The following is a 15,542-nucleotide window of genomic DNA, read 5'->3' as shown; positions in this document are numbered from 1 at the left end:
TTGGCATCGGGCGAACTGGCGGGCAGCTATCCCTGGCAGGCTTACTCGACAAACGCTTCGACGGTGATCCGCTTGCCGAGCAGAAACGCATCTGCCACATGCGCCATCGGCGCCAGATCCATGTCGATCGCCCCTGCCCGCACCAGCCTGGCCATCCGGGCATAGAGCCGCGGATACTCCCCCTGAAGCGCGTTGTCGTGGGTAGCGGCGCTTTGAACCACGCCGTTGATGGATAGCGTCGCCCCGCCTTCCGACAGCACCAGGCTGCCCTGATCGGTTTCAATCGCGATGTTCCAGAACTGGTCGCCTTCCTTGCGGAAATCCAATTCGGCGGAAACCTCTGCTCCGTGCGGGTGGTTGAAGCGAATATTTGCCGCGATCGGCGTTTCACAGTTCTCCGGAACCAGCAGTTCAGATGCTGAGACATGGATGGGATCAGCAAGAATTTCCGTGACGATCGAGAGTGCATTGATACCCGGATCGAAGACCCCGAGCCCGCCCGCCTGCCAGATCCAGGTCTGGCCCGGATGCCATTTGCGCACGTCTTCCTTCCAGGTCACCACGAGACTCTTGAGCCTCTTGCCGGCCAGCCAGGCTTTTGCCGGCGCTACCATGGCCGCTTCCCGCGAATGCCAGCTCGCATAGATCGAGACGCCGGCTTTGCGTGCCAGTGCCTCGAGCGCATGGCACTCGGACAGCGTTGCGCCGGGTGGCTTTTCGAGCATCACGTGACGCCCTGCGCGTATCGCGGCTTTCGCATAGTCGAACCGCGGCACCGGCGGCATGCATAGTGATACGACGGTGATGTCCGGCCGTGCCTGAAGCATCGTGTCGAAATCATCGAAGGCTTCGACCCCTTCAACCGTTCCATGCCGCGAGACGGTTGCGGCCAGTTCCCAGTCCGCTGACGCCGCGAGCGCCGGCACATGCTGGTCGCGGGCGATCTTGCCTATTCCCGCCAGAGCAATCTTGAATGGCATCAGTGTGAATCCCTTCCGACTGGTGAACCTCTGCATCCGACGAGAAAATCGAGATCCGCGCCAGTGTCGGCGCCGCCGATATGGGTGTGGTGCAGCCAGGCGTAGCCTGAGACTGGCTTGGTCTCGCCCGGTTTCCATTTGCCGAGCCGTGTCGCCAGTTCCTCGTCGGATATGTCGAGCCGGATGCTGCGCGCAGAAACATCCAGTTCGATCATGTCCCCATTCTGCACAACCGCCAGCGGCCCGCCATCCGCCGCTTCCGGGGATGTGTGCAGGATCACTGTGCCATAGGCGGTGCCCGACATTCGCGCATCCGAAATCCGGACCATGTCGGTGATCCCCTTCTTCAGAATCTTCGGCGGCAGTCCCATGTTGCCGACTTCGGCCATGCCCGGATATCCCTTCGGTCCGCAATTCTTCAGCACCATTACGCAGGTCTCGTCGATGTCGAGCGCGTCATCGTTAATCTTGGCCTTGTAGTCGTCGATGTCCTCGAACACCACCGCGCGGCCGCGGTGCTTGAGCAGATGCGGCGATGCGGCAGACGGCTTGATCACGGCGCCACGCGGCGCAAGGTTGCCTTTGAGAACGGCAATCCCGCCCTGCGCCGTCAGCGCCTTCTCGACCGGCAGGATCACCTCCTCGTTGTGGTTGACCGCATCCTTGACCTCGTCCCAGATCGCGGTTCCGCTGACCGTCATCGCATGCTTGTTGAGTAGACCCGCCTCACCCAGGCGCTTGAGCACCACCGGCAGGCCGCCGGCATAGAAGAACTCTTCCATCAGATACTTGCCCGACGGCATCAGATTGACGATCGTCGCCACATCACGTCCGCACCGGTCCCAGTCATCCAGCGTCAGATCTACGCCGACCCGACCAGCAATCGCCAGCATGTGGATGACGGCATTGGTAGATCCGCCGATGGCACCGTTGGTCCGGATGGCGTTTTCAAACGCCTGCTTGGTCATCACGTCGGACGGCTTGAGGTCATCCTTGACCATGTCGACGATGCGGCGGCCCGACATCTGCGCCATGACCCGCCGGCGGCTGTCAACCGCGGGGATCGCCGCGTTGCCCGAAAGCGCCATGCCGAGTGCTTCGGCCATCGAGGCCATGGTAGATGCAGTTCCCATGGTGTTGCAGGAGCCCGGCGAGCGCGACATCGAGGCTTCGGCTTCGAGAAAATCTTCCGGCGACATTTCGCCGGCCTTCACGGCTTCCGAAAACTTCCACAGATGCGTGCCCGAGCCAACCCGCTCGCCGCGGAAATAGCCATTGAGCATTGGCCCGCCGGTCACGACGATCGACGGCAGATCGGTCGACGCGGCTCCCATCAGGAGGCTTGGCGTTGTCTTGTCGCAACCAACGAGAAGCACCACCCCATCCATCGGCTGGCCGCGAATGGTTTCCTCCACCGCCAACGCCGCAAGGTTACGGAACATCATCGCGGTCGGGCGGAACGAGCTCTCTGAGGCGGAGAACACCGGAACCTCCACCGGAAAACCGCCGGCTTCCAGCACACCATGTTTCACCCTTTCGGCCAGATCGCGCAGATGCGCGTTGCACGGCGTGAGTTCCGACCAGGTGTTGAGGATGCCGATCACCGGCCGCCCATCGAACATTTCATGGGGAAAGCCCTGGTTCTTCATCCATCCCCGATGATAGATCTGATCGCGGCCGGTTCCGCCGAACCATTCCTGGGAGCGCAGCCTTCGCGGCCAATGTGCTGGTTTGAATGTCATGGTGTTTCCAGAACCGCGGCAGCCGTCAGTGTGGCCGCGAGCGGTGTCTTCCTTTCGGATCAGCTTTGTTTGTTCTTGTTGTAGACATCGAAAATGACGGCCGCGAGCAGCACCAGGCCCTTGATCACCTGCTGGTAGTCGATGCCGATGCCCATGATCGACATGCCGTTGTTCATCACGCCCATGATGAAGGCGCCGACGACGGCGCCGACGATCTTGCCGACACCGCCCGACATCGACGCGCCGCCGATGAACACGGCTGCGATCACGTCAAGCTCGAACGAGACGCCGGCCTTCGGCGTCGCGGTGTTGAGCCGGGCGGCAAAGATAAGTCCCGCGAGCGCCGCCAGCATGCCCATGTTGACAAAGGTCAGGAAGGTCAGCCGCTCTGTGCGGATCCCCGACAGCTTGGCTGCCTTTTCGTTGCCGCCGAGAGCGTAGATGCGACGGCCGAGAACCGTCGATTCCGTCACGAATGCATAAATGATGGTCAGCAAGCCCATGGTGATGAGCACGTTCGGAAGGCCGCGGAAGGTGGCAAGCTTGTAGGACACGAAGACAATCGCCCCCGCCACCAGCAGGTTTCTGAGGATGAAGAAGCTCATGGGTTCGGCAGCCATGCCGTAGGCGCAGTTGCGGGCCCGGGCCCGCAAGCCGAGCCAGACGATCAGGCCGGCGATCACCAGACCGGTGACGACCGCGAACCCGTTCATGCGCTCGACACCGAAGATGGTTTTGACGAAAGGCAGAAGATCGGGAATGAATCCGGTGGAAAGCGCCTGGAACTGTCGCGGAAACGGCCCCACCGATTGCCCTTCGAGCAACCACAGCGACGCCCCGCGGAACACCAGCATGCCGGCGAGCGTCACGATGAAGGAGGGAATGCGCCAATAGGCGATCCAGTAGCCCTGCGCCGCCCCGATCAGGATGCCGACCATCAGGCAGGCGGGAATGGTCAGGTAGATCGACCATTCCCAGTTGACCATCATCACTGCCGCCAGTGCCCCGACAAAGCCAACCACCGACCCCACGGAAAGGTCGATATGGCCGGCGACGATCACCAGCAGCATGCCCAGAGCCATGATGATGATGTAACTGTTCTGCAGGAACAGGTTGGTGATGTTGACCGGTCTGAGCAATGTGCCGTCGGTCATCACCTGAAAGAACGCCATGATGGCGATCAGCGCCAGCACCATGCCGTAGTCGCGCAGGTGATTGGCGAGGTATTGCCCGGCCGACCGGCCTTGCTGGTTGTCCTGGGTATCAGCGGCTTCGCTCGCCATTGTCTCAACTCCTCACGATGAAGGACATGATGCGTTCCTGGCTCGCTTCCGCGGCGGTCAGCTCGCCCACGAGGGCGCCTTCATTCATCACATAGATTCTGTCACACATGCCCAACAGCTCGGGCATTTCAGACGAAATCATCAGCACGCCCTTGCCGTCGGCGACGAGCTTGTTGATGATGCCGTAGATCTCGTACTTTGCGCCGACATCAATACCGCGTGTCGGCTCGTCCAGGATCAGCACCTTGGGATTGGCAAAGAGCCACTTGGACAGCACCACCTTCTGCTGGTTGCCCCCCGACAGGTTTCCGACCTTCTGGAACACGCCCGGAGTGCGGATGTTGATCGCCTTGCGAAAGCCTTCCGCGACATTGATTTCCTGGGCTTCCGAAATCACCCCGACCGACGCCACTTCCGGAAGGTTGGCGAGCGTGATGTTGCGCTGGATGGTTTCATCGAGAATGAGGCCGAGATGCTTGCGGTCCTCGGTCACATAGGCAAGGCCCGCAGAAATCGAGCGATCGACGGTGGAGACATCCACCGGCGCCCCGTCAACCAGCACTTCGCCCGAGATCCGCCGCCCGTAGCTCTTGCCGAAGATGCTCATCGCCAGTTCGGTGCGGCCTGACCCCATCAGCCCGGCAATGCCGACCACCTCTCCCGCCCGGACGTTCAAACAGGCGTCACGGATGACCTGGCGTTCGGTGTGTTCCGGGTGCCAGACATTCCAGTTGCGCACTTCCATCAGCATCTCGCCGGGATTGCTTTCTCGCTCCGGAAACCGTTGCGCCATGTCGCGCCCGACCATGTCGCGAATGATCCGGTCCTCGGTGATCTCGTCGCTGTCGGCATCAAGGGTCGATATGGTTGCGCCGTCGCGGATTACGGTCACCCGATCGGCTATGCTTCTCACCTCGTTGAGCTTGTGGCTGATGATGATCGATGTCACGCCCTGCTGCTTGAGTTCGAGAAGCAGGTCGAGCAGCGCCTGGCTGTCCTTCTCGGAGAGCGCCGATGTCGGTTCGTCCAGGATCAGCAGGCGCACATCCTTGGACAGCGCCTTGGCGATTTCGACCAGTTGTTGCTTGCCGACGCCGATGCGGTCGACGAGTGTGCCGGGTGCTTCCGAGAGTCCCACCTTTTTCAACAGCGCCTCGGTGCGCTGGAACGTCTCGTGCCAGTCGACGATGCCCCTGGTCGCGCATTCATTTCCGATGAACAGGTTCTCGGCAATCGACAGCAGCGGAACCAGTGCCAGCTCCTGATGGATGATGATGATGCCGACGCCTTCGCTCTGCGAGATTCCGGAGAACTGAGCTCGAGCGCCGTCGTAATGGATCTCGCCTTCATAGGTTCCGGCCGGATAGACACCCGAGAGAACCTTCATCAGTGTCGATTTGCCCGCTCCGTTTTCGCCTACCAGCGCATGGATCTCGCCTTCCATCACGGTCAGGTTGACCTCGTTGAGCGCCTTGACGCCCGGGAAGGTCTTGGTAATGGAGCGCATCTCCAGAAGCGGTTTCATGGCTCGGTCTCAGTATCGATGGAATTGGAGGTCAGAGCCCGGGCCGCGCGCGGAAACAGGCGCGGCCCGGACGGCATGCCGGCTGCTTGGGACAGCCTACTTGATCTGATCCATCGTGTAGTAGCCAGAACCGATGAGGATCTCCTCCCAGTTCGACTTGTCGACCGAAACCGGCTCCAGAAGGTAGGATTCAACCACCTTGACGCCGTTGTCATAGGTCGAGGTGTCGTTGATTTCCGGAGTGCCGCCCTGCAGCAGCGCTTCGACCATGCCCACGGTAACGCGGGCAAGCTCGCGGGTGTCCTTGAACACGGTCGAATACTGCTCGTCCGCCAGGATCGACTTGACCGACGGCACCTCGGCATCCTGGCCGGTCACGATCGGCATTTTGAGGTCGCCGGAACCGTAGCCAACGCCCTTGAGCGAGGACAGGATGCCGATCGAAAGTCCGTCATAGGGTGAGAGCACGCCATGAACAGGCATGTCGGTGTAGTGGGCGGACAGAAGATTGTCCATGCGGGCCTGCGCCACCGCGCCATCCCAGCGAAGCGTGCCGACCTTGTCCATGCCCATCTGGCCGGAGACGATGACCACGTTGCCGGAATCGATCAGCGGCTGCAGAACGCTCATCGCGCCGTTGTAGAAAAAGAAGGCATTGTTGTCGTCCGGCGAGCCACCGAACAATTCGACATTGTAGGGGCCTTCGCCAAAGCGGGCCTTCAAGCCGTCAACCAGCGAACTGGCCTGCTGCACGCCGACCTTGAAGTTATCGAAGGTGGCATAATAGTCGACATTGCCGCTTTCGCGGATCAGCCGGTCATAGGCAATCACCTTGATGCCCGATGCGGCGGCATTTTCGAGCGCATTCGACAGCGTGGTACCGTCAATGGCGGCAATCACCAGAACATCCACACCCTTGGTGATCATGTTCTCGATCTGCGCCAGCTGGTTGGGAATGTCATCCTCTGCATACTGCAAATCGGTGGCGTAGCCGGCGGCGGTAAACTGCTCGACCATCGAGTTTCCGTCGGAGATCCAGCGCGCGGATGATTTGGTCGGCATGGCGATACCGACAGTGCCCTTGTCCTGGGCGATAACAGGCGTCGAAATAAGACCGACGCCAAGCGCCACTGTCGCCAGAATAGATGTAAGCTTCTTCATAAAGTCCTCCCGAGACAATGCCATGCAGCGGCCCTCCTCCTCGGAAGTCCGACCCTGCCGACCATAAGGATCCATTTGAACCCGAGCGCAGGGTAGCGGGACTTCATCATGCATTTCAAATGAATAGATTGACATTCTGCATACCAAAATTGATAAGCAGAAGATGGCACCTTCCTCCCGCAACCTGCAACTCAAGGACTTCCGCCTGATCCAGGCGATCCACGAAACCGGCCAGCTTGGTCTTGCGGCCGAGCAGCTGGCTCTTTCGCAGCCCGCCGCATCCCGCATGCTTGCGCACATTGAGCGCGCGGTCGGTGGTCCGGTATTCCTGCGTCATCCCAAGGGCATGACACCTACGCCGGTTGGCGAGACCCTGATCCGCAACGGCCACAACCTGCTCAACGGCCTTGACCGGACGCTCAGGGAGATATCGTCCGTGAGCGAGGGCCTGGCAGGCACGGCGCGGGTCGGCTCGGTTACCGATGGCGCGGTTGCCTTTGTGGTGCCGGCTATCCAGCAGCTCAAGAAGACGGCCACCGGAGCCGACATCCACGTCGATGTCGCCCCCAGTGACGCGCTCGTCGAAGGCCTGTTCCGCGGTGAATATGATTTTGTTCTCTCGCGGATACCGCCGAGTTATGACAAGCGCCAGCTCGAGGTGCGTCCGGGTAGGCACGAGGATATCTGTTTCATGACCCGGGCCGGCCACCCGCTTGCGCAGAACCCGACGGCACCGCTCGAGGAACTCGCTGCCTATGAGTGGGTCGTCCAGGCTCCGCAGACACCGCTGCGCCAGGCGGTTGAATCGGTTTTCGTCTCCGCGGGCGTCGATCTGCCTGTCGACATCGTCAACACCACATCCATGCTGGTGATGATTTCCTATCTCGCTTCATCCGACGCGCTGGCGCCGACGCCGAGACCGGTGGCGGATCTGTTTGTCGCAAACAAGCTCGCAGGCGGTCTGGCTATTGTCGGCCCCCAGGAGCAGATCCTGGTCAGTCCCTACTATCTCATCTCCCGCAAGAACGTCATCATCAGCGCGGTCGCAACGCGCCTGCGCGAACTTGTCTTTGCCGCAATGAACACCCCGGCAGCTTAACCCTGAAATGCCGTCCGGCGGATCAACGTGCGTCGATGAACACGCTGACGCTTGCCGCCCTGCCCTTTGCATCCATCACCGTCAGCGTCGATGCTCCCGGACTGTCAGGGGTCCAGTTCAGCACGCGGCGCCGTGTGGACTTCGGCAGCGCCTCGCCATTGGCGATCAACCGGTAGGGCCCCGACCCGCCCTGCAGCTTGATGACCAGCGGCATCAGTGGCCCCGCCCCGCCTGAACCGAGCGCCACGCGCGCTCCCTGCGGCGGATAGACGATCTGTGGCGGCAAAGTCCCACCGGCGGACACATTCGCTACCTTATCGGTGCTGCGGAACTTCTTCAGCGCATACGGCAGGCTGTCGCGTCCCCGCGCCACGAGTCCGCGCGGGGCTTCCGGAAAGTCCACCCGGTCCAGCCCGCTCCGCACAAAGGCCTCGAAAAGCAGCGGCGCCGCGGTCTCGATCCCCGAAAGACCTGGGACCGGCGCGGCATCGGCTCGCCCGACCCAGACTCCGAGCACATGGCGCCCGTCGAAGCCCACTGCCCAGGCATCGCGATAGCCGTAGGACGTTCCGGTCTTGTAAGCTATGGCAATGCGAGGTGCGCCCTGCGGCGCGGTGACACCGGACAGGATCTCGGCGACGCGCCACGCGGCGTCCGCCGCAATCACCGGCTGATCGAAAAGATTTTGGGGGGTGCCTTCCGTGCCATCCCGCAACATCCGTGCTGTGCCGTTGTTGGCAAAAGCGCTGTAGAGCTGGACCAGATCGCGAAGGCTTATCCCGGCTCCACCCAGACCGATCGCCAGCCCTGGTGTGCCGCCGGGCGGCAGTTCCAGTTGAATCCCGCCGCGCCTGAACCGGGACAGCAGCCGTTGCGGACCCACCGCTTCAAGCAAACGCACGGCAGGAACATTCAACGAAAACTGAAGCGCCTCGCGAATGCTGACTTCACCCATGTAACCGCGATCGAAATTGCGCGGCCGGTATCCGGAAAAATCCGCCGGCGTGTCGTCAATCATTGTCTCCGGCGCGATCAGCGCATCCTCGAAGGCCAGCCCGTAGATGAACGGCTTCAGCGTCGAGCCGGGCGAACGTATGGCGCGGGTCATGTCTATGGCGCCGGTGCGGCCCGTATCGAGGTGGCCGGTGGAACCGACGCTCGCCAGGATCTCGCCGGTTGCGGCATCGGCCAGCACCATGGCGAGCGACTGCCTGGGGCCAAGCCTGCCTGCGGTCTCGGTCGCAAGCAATTCAAGCCGTTCCTGAACCGCGCCATCGAGCGTCAGCGCAATCACATTGGCATCGGGTCGTGTCCGGATCGCGAGGTCTGCCGTGTGCGCGGCCAGGTCCGGCATCGTCATGCGGCGGTCCGGGATCTTCGTCCCCGAGGCCCGCATGATTTCGCTTTCGGGGATCAGCCCGGCTGCACTCATTCGGGAGAGGACCCGGTTTCGCGCCAGCCGCGCCTGCGCCTGGTGACGGTCCGGACGCCTTGATTCGGGCGATTGCGGCAGGGCAACAAGCAGCGCCGATTGCGACAGCGTCAGTTTCTTCGGCTCCCGCCCGAACCAGGCGAGGCTTGCGGCCCTGACCCCCTCGAGATTGCCGCCATAGGGGGCAAGCGTCAGATAGAGCGAGAGGATCTCGTCCTTGCTCATCCGCCGCTCGATCTGCAAGGCCCTCGCCATCTGCCTTAGCTTGGCGATCACCGAGCGTTCGCCGCGCGGCTCGATCAGCCGGGCGAGCTGCATGGTAATGGTCGATCCGCCTGAAACAATGCGCCCGCCATTGAGAACCAGTTGAACTGCGGCCCGCACCAGCGCCACAGGATCAATGCCAGGATGGCTACGAAACCTGCGATCCTCATAGGCAATCAGCATGTCGATGTAGTCGGGATCCACCGCATCGAGCGGCACCGGAAGCCGCCAGACGCCCCCTTCGGTTGTATAGGCGCGCAACAGCTTGCCATTCCGGTCAAGAACCCCCCGCGAAACATCGGCGGCCTGATCCAGAGGTGGCGGAAAGGCCCGATCCAGCCGGTCAAGCATCAGGGCGGTAAAACCGGTCAGGAGCATCAGGGCGACCAGCACGGTGGCTGCCCGCCGCCATGGGCGCATGCCGGCCGCGGACTTCATGGCGATCCGAGTACTTCCATGAAGCCGGTCGCCGTCCGCGCCGCGAGTTCGGGCCGGTACATGTCTTCCACCACCGCGGCAGGATGATTGTAGATGCCGGGCGTTACGGCGCGGACCACATAGGCAGCCACAAAATCCCTGTTCGAGGTGGCGCCGCGGTCGAATGCTGCCATGAACCGGTCGCTGCGGAACTCTGAATGGCTCGCCGAAACCTCGCCCAGCCACGGGAAATTGCCCAGTTCGGCGCTGCCGACAAGCCGTGGATTGTCTATGACAAGCCCCGCAGGCAGCAGATCGGTGACCACCACACGCGACGGCCAGGCGTTGGCTTCACGCATCTGCAGCACCACCAGAAAGCGCTCGTTCTGCTGCACCGAGGATATCGAGGCCGGCTGTCCATCCAGCGTGTAGTAACTCCTGTTGATCAGGAACCCGGTTCCGCCGGCGCTCAGTGGTTGGGAGGGTGCTGCAATCGTGGTCACAACTGCATCCACTGGATCAGCGCCCTGGTTGACGATGGTCAGCGGGTTGTCGCGGATGGTCTCGCCGCTCAGCCGCGTCTCATAGGCGCCGGCAAAAGCTTGTCCGTTGACATTGACCGAGATCGACCTGTTGCCCGCCGTAATCGCCCGGGCGGCAAGCACCATCCAGGCATCTTCCTGCGTGCTGGTTGATTGCCGCGCTGACTTGGCCTCGCCGACAAAGCGGACCAGTTCGGGAACAATGCCCGGGGTCGGAGTCGATTCTGCCGCCAGTGCCAGCATCGCCGCACCGTCGCGGAGCGCCGAACCATAGTCGTTGCGCGCACCCACGAGGGTTGCTGTCGAGCGCGCATGTTCAAATGCCGAGCGGAAGCTTTCGGCCGCCCGCTGCGGATCACCGTAAAGCGAAAGCGCTGCGCCGATCTGTGCGCGGGCAAGCGGCTGGGCGAAGGCGTCGATCTGGCTGTCGGAATAGTACCGAAGATCGGTGGCCGCCGCCTTGCGGTTGCGTGCCAGCACATAGAGCGCATAGGCAATGGCACTGCCCTCCGAGCTCACATCGGTGGTATAGGCCAGGGTGTTCTGAAGATTGTCGAGTGCCATGCGGCTCGCCACCGGTGGCACCGAAAACCCCTTCTCCATCGCGCGGGTGAGAAAATCAGTGACATAGGCGTCAAGCCAGAGATCGCCCGATCCCGGTCCCCAAAGACCAAAACTGCCCGAGGCGGACTGATAGGCAACGAGCCGGGTGATCGCATCGTTGACCCGTTTGCGGATGGTGTCCGCCTCATCACCGCTGGCGCCATCGCCGAGTTCGCTCAGATACAATAGCGGCAATGCCCGGCTGGTGGTCTGCTCGGCACATCCATAGGGATAGCGGTCAAGCGCCATCAGCAGCGACGCCACATCAAAGGCAGCGTTGCGGGTCACTCCCACAGTGACGGAGGCGCCATCAAGCAGGCTGTCAGCCAGCAGCTCACCGTCGATCCGCAAGGTGCCGCCGCCACCGGCAAGACTGATCACGCGCTTGGTGGTCACAGGCATCGCCGCAGGTCTGACAGTGATCGTCTCCTCGCGGTCAAGCGATAGCCCGTCAGGTCCCGTCAACGCGATTGTCAGCGTATCGGCGCCGCTCTGAAGCCCCTCCAGCGGCATTACCAGGCTGGCGCGCGTGCTGGACGGCAGAGAGAGTGTCTGACGCAGCCCGCTGCCGCCCTGAACCCTTCCCGATGCGGTGAACAGCTCGACCGTGTAGTCACCCTCTGGACCGTCCGTGTTGGCCAGTTCGACCACGATCTGCGACCGGTCACCGGGCGCAAGGAACTGCGGCAGGCTCGCGCTGATGACCACCGGATCGCGCACGATCACGTCGCGCGTCGCGTGCCCCACGGCGCCCGTACTCCAGGCCACGGCATTGACCCGGACCGTGCCGTTGAATTGCGGCATGTCGAAACTCACGATTGCGGTCCCGTCCCGCCCGACCTGGACCGGTCCTTCGTAGAAGGCGACCAGCTTCTCGCGCGGCGGACTGCCCTCCGAGCGCATCATCGCCCCGTCACCACCCGAACGGATCCGTCCAGTGATGCCGGCCGATCCGTCAATGAGGCGGCCATAGAGATCACGGATTTCAAGTCCCAGCGCCCGCTGTCCGAAATACCAGGCTTCAGGGTCGGCAACCTCGTGCCGGGTCAGGTTGAGGATACCCACATCAACCGCGGATACGCTGACGAACGCCTCTTCGCCCGGTGTCAGCCCGGCGAGCGTGACCGGAACAGTGAAGGCGCCACGCGGTTTTGCCTGATTTGGAAGGTCGAGTGCGACATCCAGCTTCCGGCTGCCCGGCTCGACCGCCAGCCACTTGACCCCGATTGCACGCATCGGCATGCGCGACTGTGCATCGGTTGGCCGGTAGAGCGTTGCGGTCACATAAGCGCCGGCGCCCCATTCATCGGTTACCGGCAGATCTATGGTCGTACCTTCCATGCCGACCGAAGCGGTCACGGTCTCAATCAGCCGCTCGGTGCCGACGGTTACCAGAACCTCGCCGGCAAAGCGGGGCGACATCCTCAATCGCGCGGTTTCCCCTACCTCGTAGCGGTCCTTGTCGAGAGCGATCTCAAGACCGTCGGGGGTCTCGATCGATTTGGCCTCGACGTACCAGCCGGCATCGAACAGAACGCTGCTTTCAGCCCCGTCGGCGCCTGTCACGTCAAGCCGGTAGCGGCCCCAGTCGACCACCTCCGCGATCGATGCGATGCTGTCGCTTGCAATATCGATCACCCCGTCGGCAATCTCTGTGGTGAAGTCGACCACCTCGTAATTCCAGGAACTGCCCTGCCGGTACCATTGGTAATTGCGTTCAACCTTGACCAGCGACCACGATGTGCCCTGCATGGCGATACGCGATCCGGCTCTGTCGACGGCGATCAGCTGGAAGCCTGCCTGACTGTTTTCTGCCACCTGATGGTCTTCGAACAGCGGCTTGATGCCGATGCGCGGACCCTCGGCGGCAACCTTTAGTTCGACCGAGCGTTCGACGGCCCGGCCACCGCTCTCGGAGGCCCGAATGGTCACATTCGCCGTCAGAAACTGGGTCGTGTCGGGCATGTTATCGAGATCGATCCCGACAGTCGCCTCGCCCCGCTGGTCGAGTGGCGGAAGATTGTCGAGAGAAATTCTGGCATTTTCGAATTCCTCGTCCGCCAAGCCGAACTCGAATCCGGCGAAGCCTTCGAGCGACCTGGTCCGGCTCAGGACGATGTCGCCCTCGGTTGCCAGTCCCTCTGCTGGCGCGCCATAGAGATAGCGGCCTGTAACCTCTATGTCAGCCGGGACTTCCGGGCTGACGATGGCATCGCCGGCATCCAGTTCGATTTCAATCCGGTCCGGTTGAAAGTCTTCGACCAGGAACGTCACTTCCGCCACGGCCGGTCGCTTCGGGTCCGTATGCAGTGCCGCGCGCCACGCGCCATGCATGGCGTTTTCCGGCAGGGCCAGCGCCAGCGCATGCCCGCCCAAGGCCGCGCCGTCTGAAACGATGCGCCGGTCTTCCACGCCGTCCGGCCTTTGCAGGACCAGCGTCAACGGCAGGTTTACGATCGCGTTCGCTGTGCCATCTCGCGCCAGCGCCGAAAGATGAACGGTCTCGCCGGCACGATAGATACCGCGTTCGGTCCAGGCCATGACATCGACCCCGCCGGGAGAGGCGCGTCCGGCAACGCCCCGGTCCGACAGGTCAAAGCCGCCGCGGGTCAGGTCAAGAAACACGAAGTCGCCGTCCGGGCCCTTGGCCAGCAATGCTGCCGGCGCCAGTCCGGCCTGTCCGCGAATGAGCCCGGGCTGGAATGTGGCCCGGCCGTCGGCATCGGTGACAGCCTCGCCCAGGATCTCGTTGTTGCGGGCCAGCAGGGTGAGCCCGACGGAATCCAGCGGCCTGGCCGAATCCAGCGACCGCAAGAACACCGACAACCCGTCATCGCCGGCAAAGGTGCTCACGCCGATATCGGAGATCACGAACCACTGGGTGGCTCGTGCTTCCCAGTTCTCGCTCTTGTCGCCCAGCGGAACTGCGCTCAGCACATAGACCCCGGGCTTGCGTTCGGGCAGCAGGCTGTCCACGGGAATGCTGGTTGTGACTTCCCGGTTGGCCTCACCGGCAATCTCGATCGTGCCCTCCCATACCGAGGCCCCCAGATCCTCGGTGATCGTGTCGAGCGAGTAACCGTCGAGTTGCCTGAGGAAGTCGGAACGGGCAATGATCTGAGAAAGGGCACGCTCGCCGACACGATACAGTTTCAGATCCGCCGAGGGCGCGTTGATTGTTACCAGAGGTATGCCAAGCCGGGATTTAGCGGGCAGAACAAAGCTCGATCCGGTAAACCGCGCTGACGGCGCCCGGTCCCGTACATAGACCGACAGCTCCACGGGTGCCTCAAGCACTTCCCCTATCGATGACGGCAGGCCCTGGCGCAACACGACTCGGTAACGCTGTCCATGCGAGAGACCGTTCACGCAGATTTGCCGCGTATCGGTGTCGATTGCGAGGGTGCTGGTTCCGTCAACACTGACAAAGCCGGCATAGTCCTGGCTCGTTACCAGGTCTTCGGAAAACTGCACGCAAACCCGCGGCGTTTCGCTGTCCGCGTCGACGGAATTGTCAACGACGCGAAAACCGCGGCTTGCCCGCAACTCCGCATAGGCCGAACGGAGGGCCGGTACTTCCTTGAGCTCGAGACTGGCCCGATAGGCTTCGAGCGCGGGACGCCAGTTCTGGGTGGTCTCGAACGCTTCGGCAAGAATGGCCAGTGCTCCCGCCCGCGTCGTCACCGTGCGCGACGTCCGGTAGGCGATGATTGCCGAGGAGACCGAAACCGAACGAAGGCTGCGCGCCAGGTTCTGGTCCTGTGGCGTATAGGCAAGTGCGGTCCGCGACAATCCAGCCCAGAGGTCGCTGCGTTCGGGCGCGGCGGCCGCAGCCATGGCGAAGTTGCGCACTGCACTATCCATGTCGCCGGATGCGAGCGCGGCGTCTGCCTGGCTTACCAGCCCGGCAACCCCGATGCTGCTGCCATTGCCGTACCGCGCCAGTGTGCGGTCACGGTAAGCCCGCGCCTCGTCAAGCACTGATGCTGGAACAAATGCCAGATCCGGGGCCGCGCCGAGATCAGGCTCTCCGTCGGTCACCACCCGCCCCGCAACGGCTCCGGCAAACGGGTTGATCGTGTTATAGTCGGATTTCAGAAAGCACCATCCGGCTTTGACGTTGTAGGTAAAAGCCTTGCACTGCCGGTCCGTCAGACATTCGGCCTTGCACTGGTCCAGTCCGATATTCTGGACCGTCCGAAGGTCAAATCCGAAGTAGTCGGCATTTTCGGTCGTTTCGATCCGTCGAGGTCCGTCCTGTGACAGTGCCGCCACCGGCACGGCCAGCAACGCAATCAAGGTGCAGACAAGCATGCGGTTGAGTGCAGACATGGAACCTCCCGCGCCCGAACCCGGATCGGGCAATTCGAAACATCCGATCCCCGGTGGCACCGATCCATCGGACCGTGTGACGGTTCAGATCTTCAAGAAAGAGAGTAGGACCGGACAAGGGCGCTGGGCAAGGCCTTGCAATGAAGATTCCGGTGTTTGCCG

At 62.4% G+C, this 15,542-nt stretch carries 8 protein-coding genes; 1 reads left to right on the top strand and 7 read right to left on the bottom strand.

Features of this window, described 5'->3' with window-relative positions:
- Positions 1–41 precede the first annotated feature (41 nt).
- The 5 genes from GTW23_RS08895 to chvE all read right to left on the bottom strand — a co-directional run bounded on the left by GTW23_RS08895 (position 42) and on the right by chvE (position 6,691).
- Positions 42–983: a Gfo/Idh/MocA family protein gene (locus GTW23_RS08895; protein WP_252915595.1), complete on the bottom strand. Its 942-nt coding sequence runs from the start codon at positions 981–983 to the stop codon at positions 42–44.
- Entirely contained in the window at positions 980–2,722 is a 1,743-nt protein-coding gene (gene araD / locus GTW23_RS08890) for an L-arabinonate dehydratase (protein WP_252915432.1), read from the bottom strand. Before araD ends, GTW23_RS08895 begins: the two co-directional genes overlap by 4 nt.
- Before the next feature lie 59 nt (positions 2,723–2,781).
- Positions 2,782–4,005, bottom strand: coding sequence for a multiple monosaccharide ABC transporter permease (gene mmsB / locus GTW23_RS08885; RefSeq protein WP_252915431.1), 1,224 nt, complete (start codon positions 4,003–4,005; stop codon positions 2,782–2,784).
- Positions 4,006–4,009: 4 nt separating this feature from the next.
- The gene (gene mmsA, locus GTW23_RS08880; protein WP_252915430.1) at positions 4,010–5,530 is read right to left on the bottom strand and encodes a multiple monosaccharide ABC transporter ATP-binding protein; all 1,521 of its coding nucleotides are present in this window, start codon (positions 5,528–5,530) and stop codon (positions 4,010–4,012) included.
- Between the two features lie 96 nt (positions 5,531–5,626).
- A complete protein-coding gene (chvE, locus tag GTW23_RS08875; RefSeq protein ID WP_152008780.1) occupies positions 5,627–6,691 on the bottom strand; it encodes a multiple monosaccharide ABC transporter substrate-binding protein in 1,065 nt (354 codons plus the stop codon).
- A 163-nt stretch (positions 6,692–6,854) separates the two neighbouring features.
- On the opposite strand from chvE, the gene GTW23_RS08870 reads away from it, so the two are divergent.
- Positions 6,855–7,790: a LysR family transcriptional regulator gene (locus GTW23_RS08870; RefSeq protein ID WP_152008779.1), complete on the top strand. Its 936-nt coding sequence runs from the start codon at positions 6,855–6,857 to the stop codon at positions 7,788–7,790.
- A gap of 22 nt (positions 7,791–7,812) precedes the next feature.
- On the opposite strand, the gene pbpC is transcribed toward GTW23_RS08870, so the two are convergent.
- Both pbpC and GTW23_RS08860 read right to left on the bottom strand, forming a co-directional pair.
- Positions 7,813–9,906, bottom strand: a complete 2,094-nt coding sequence (pbpC, locus tag GTW23_RS08865) for a penicillin-binding protein 1C (protein ID WP_252915594.1) — start codon at positions 9,904–9,906, stop codon at positions 7,813–7,815.
- Positions 9,907–9,920: 14 nt separating this feature from the next.
- Positions 9,921–15,380 (bottom strand): alpha-2-macroglobulin family protein, encoded by a 5,460-nt coding sequence (locus tag GTW23_RS08860; RefSeq protein ID WP_252915429.1) that lies wholly within the window; start codon positions 15,378–15,380, stop codon positions 9,921–9,923.
- Positions 15,381–15,542: the final 162 nt, after the last annotated feature.

The organism is Parahoeflea alexandrii (assembly GCF_024105735.1).
GTDB lineage: Bacteria > Pseudomonadota > Alphaproteobacteria > Rhizobiales > Rhizobiaceae > Hoeflea > Hoeflea alexandrii.
This window is presented reverse-complemented; position numbering and strand designations above follow the sequence as displayed.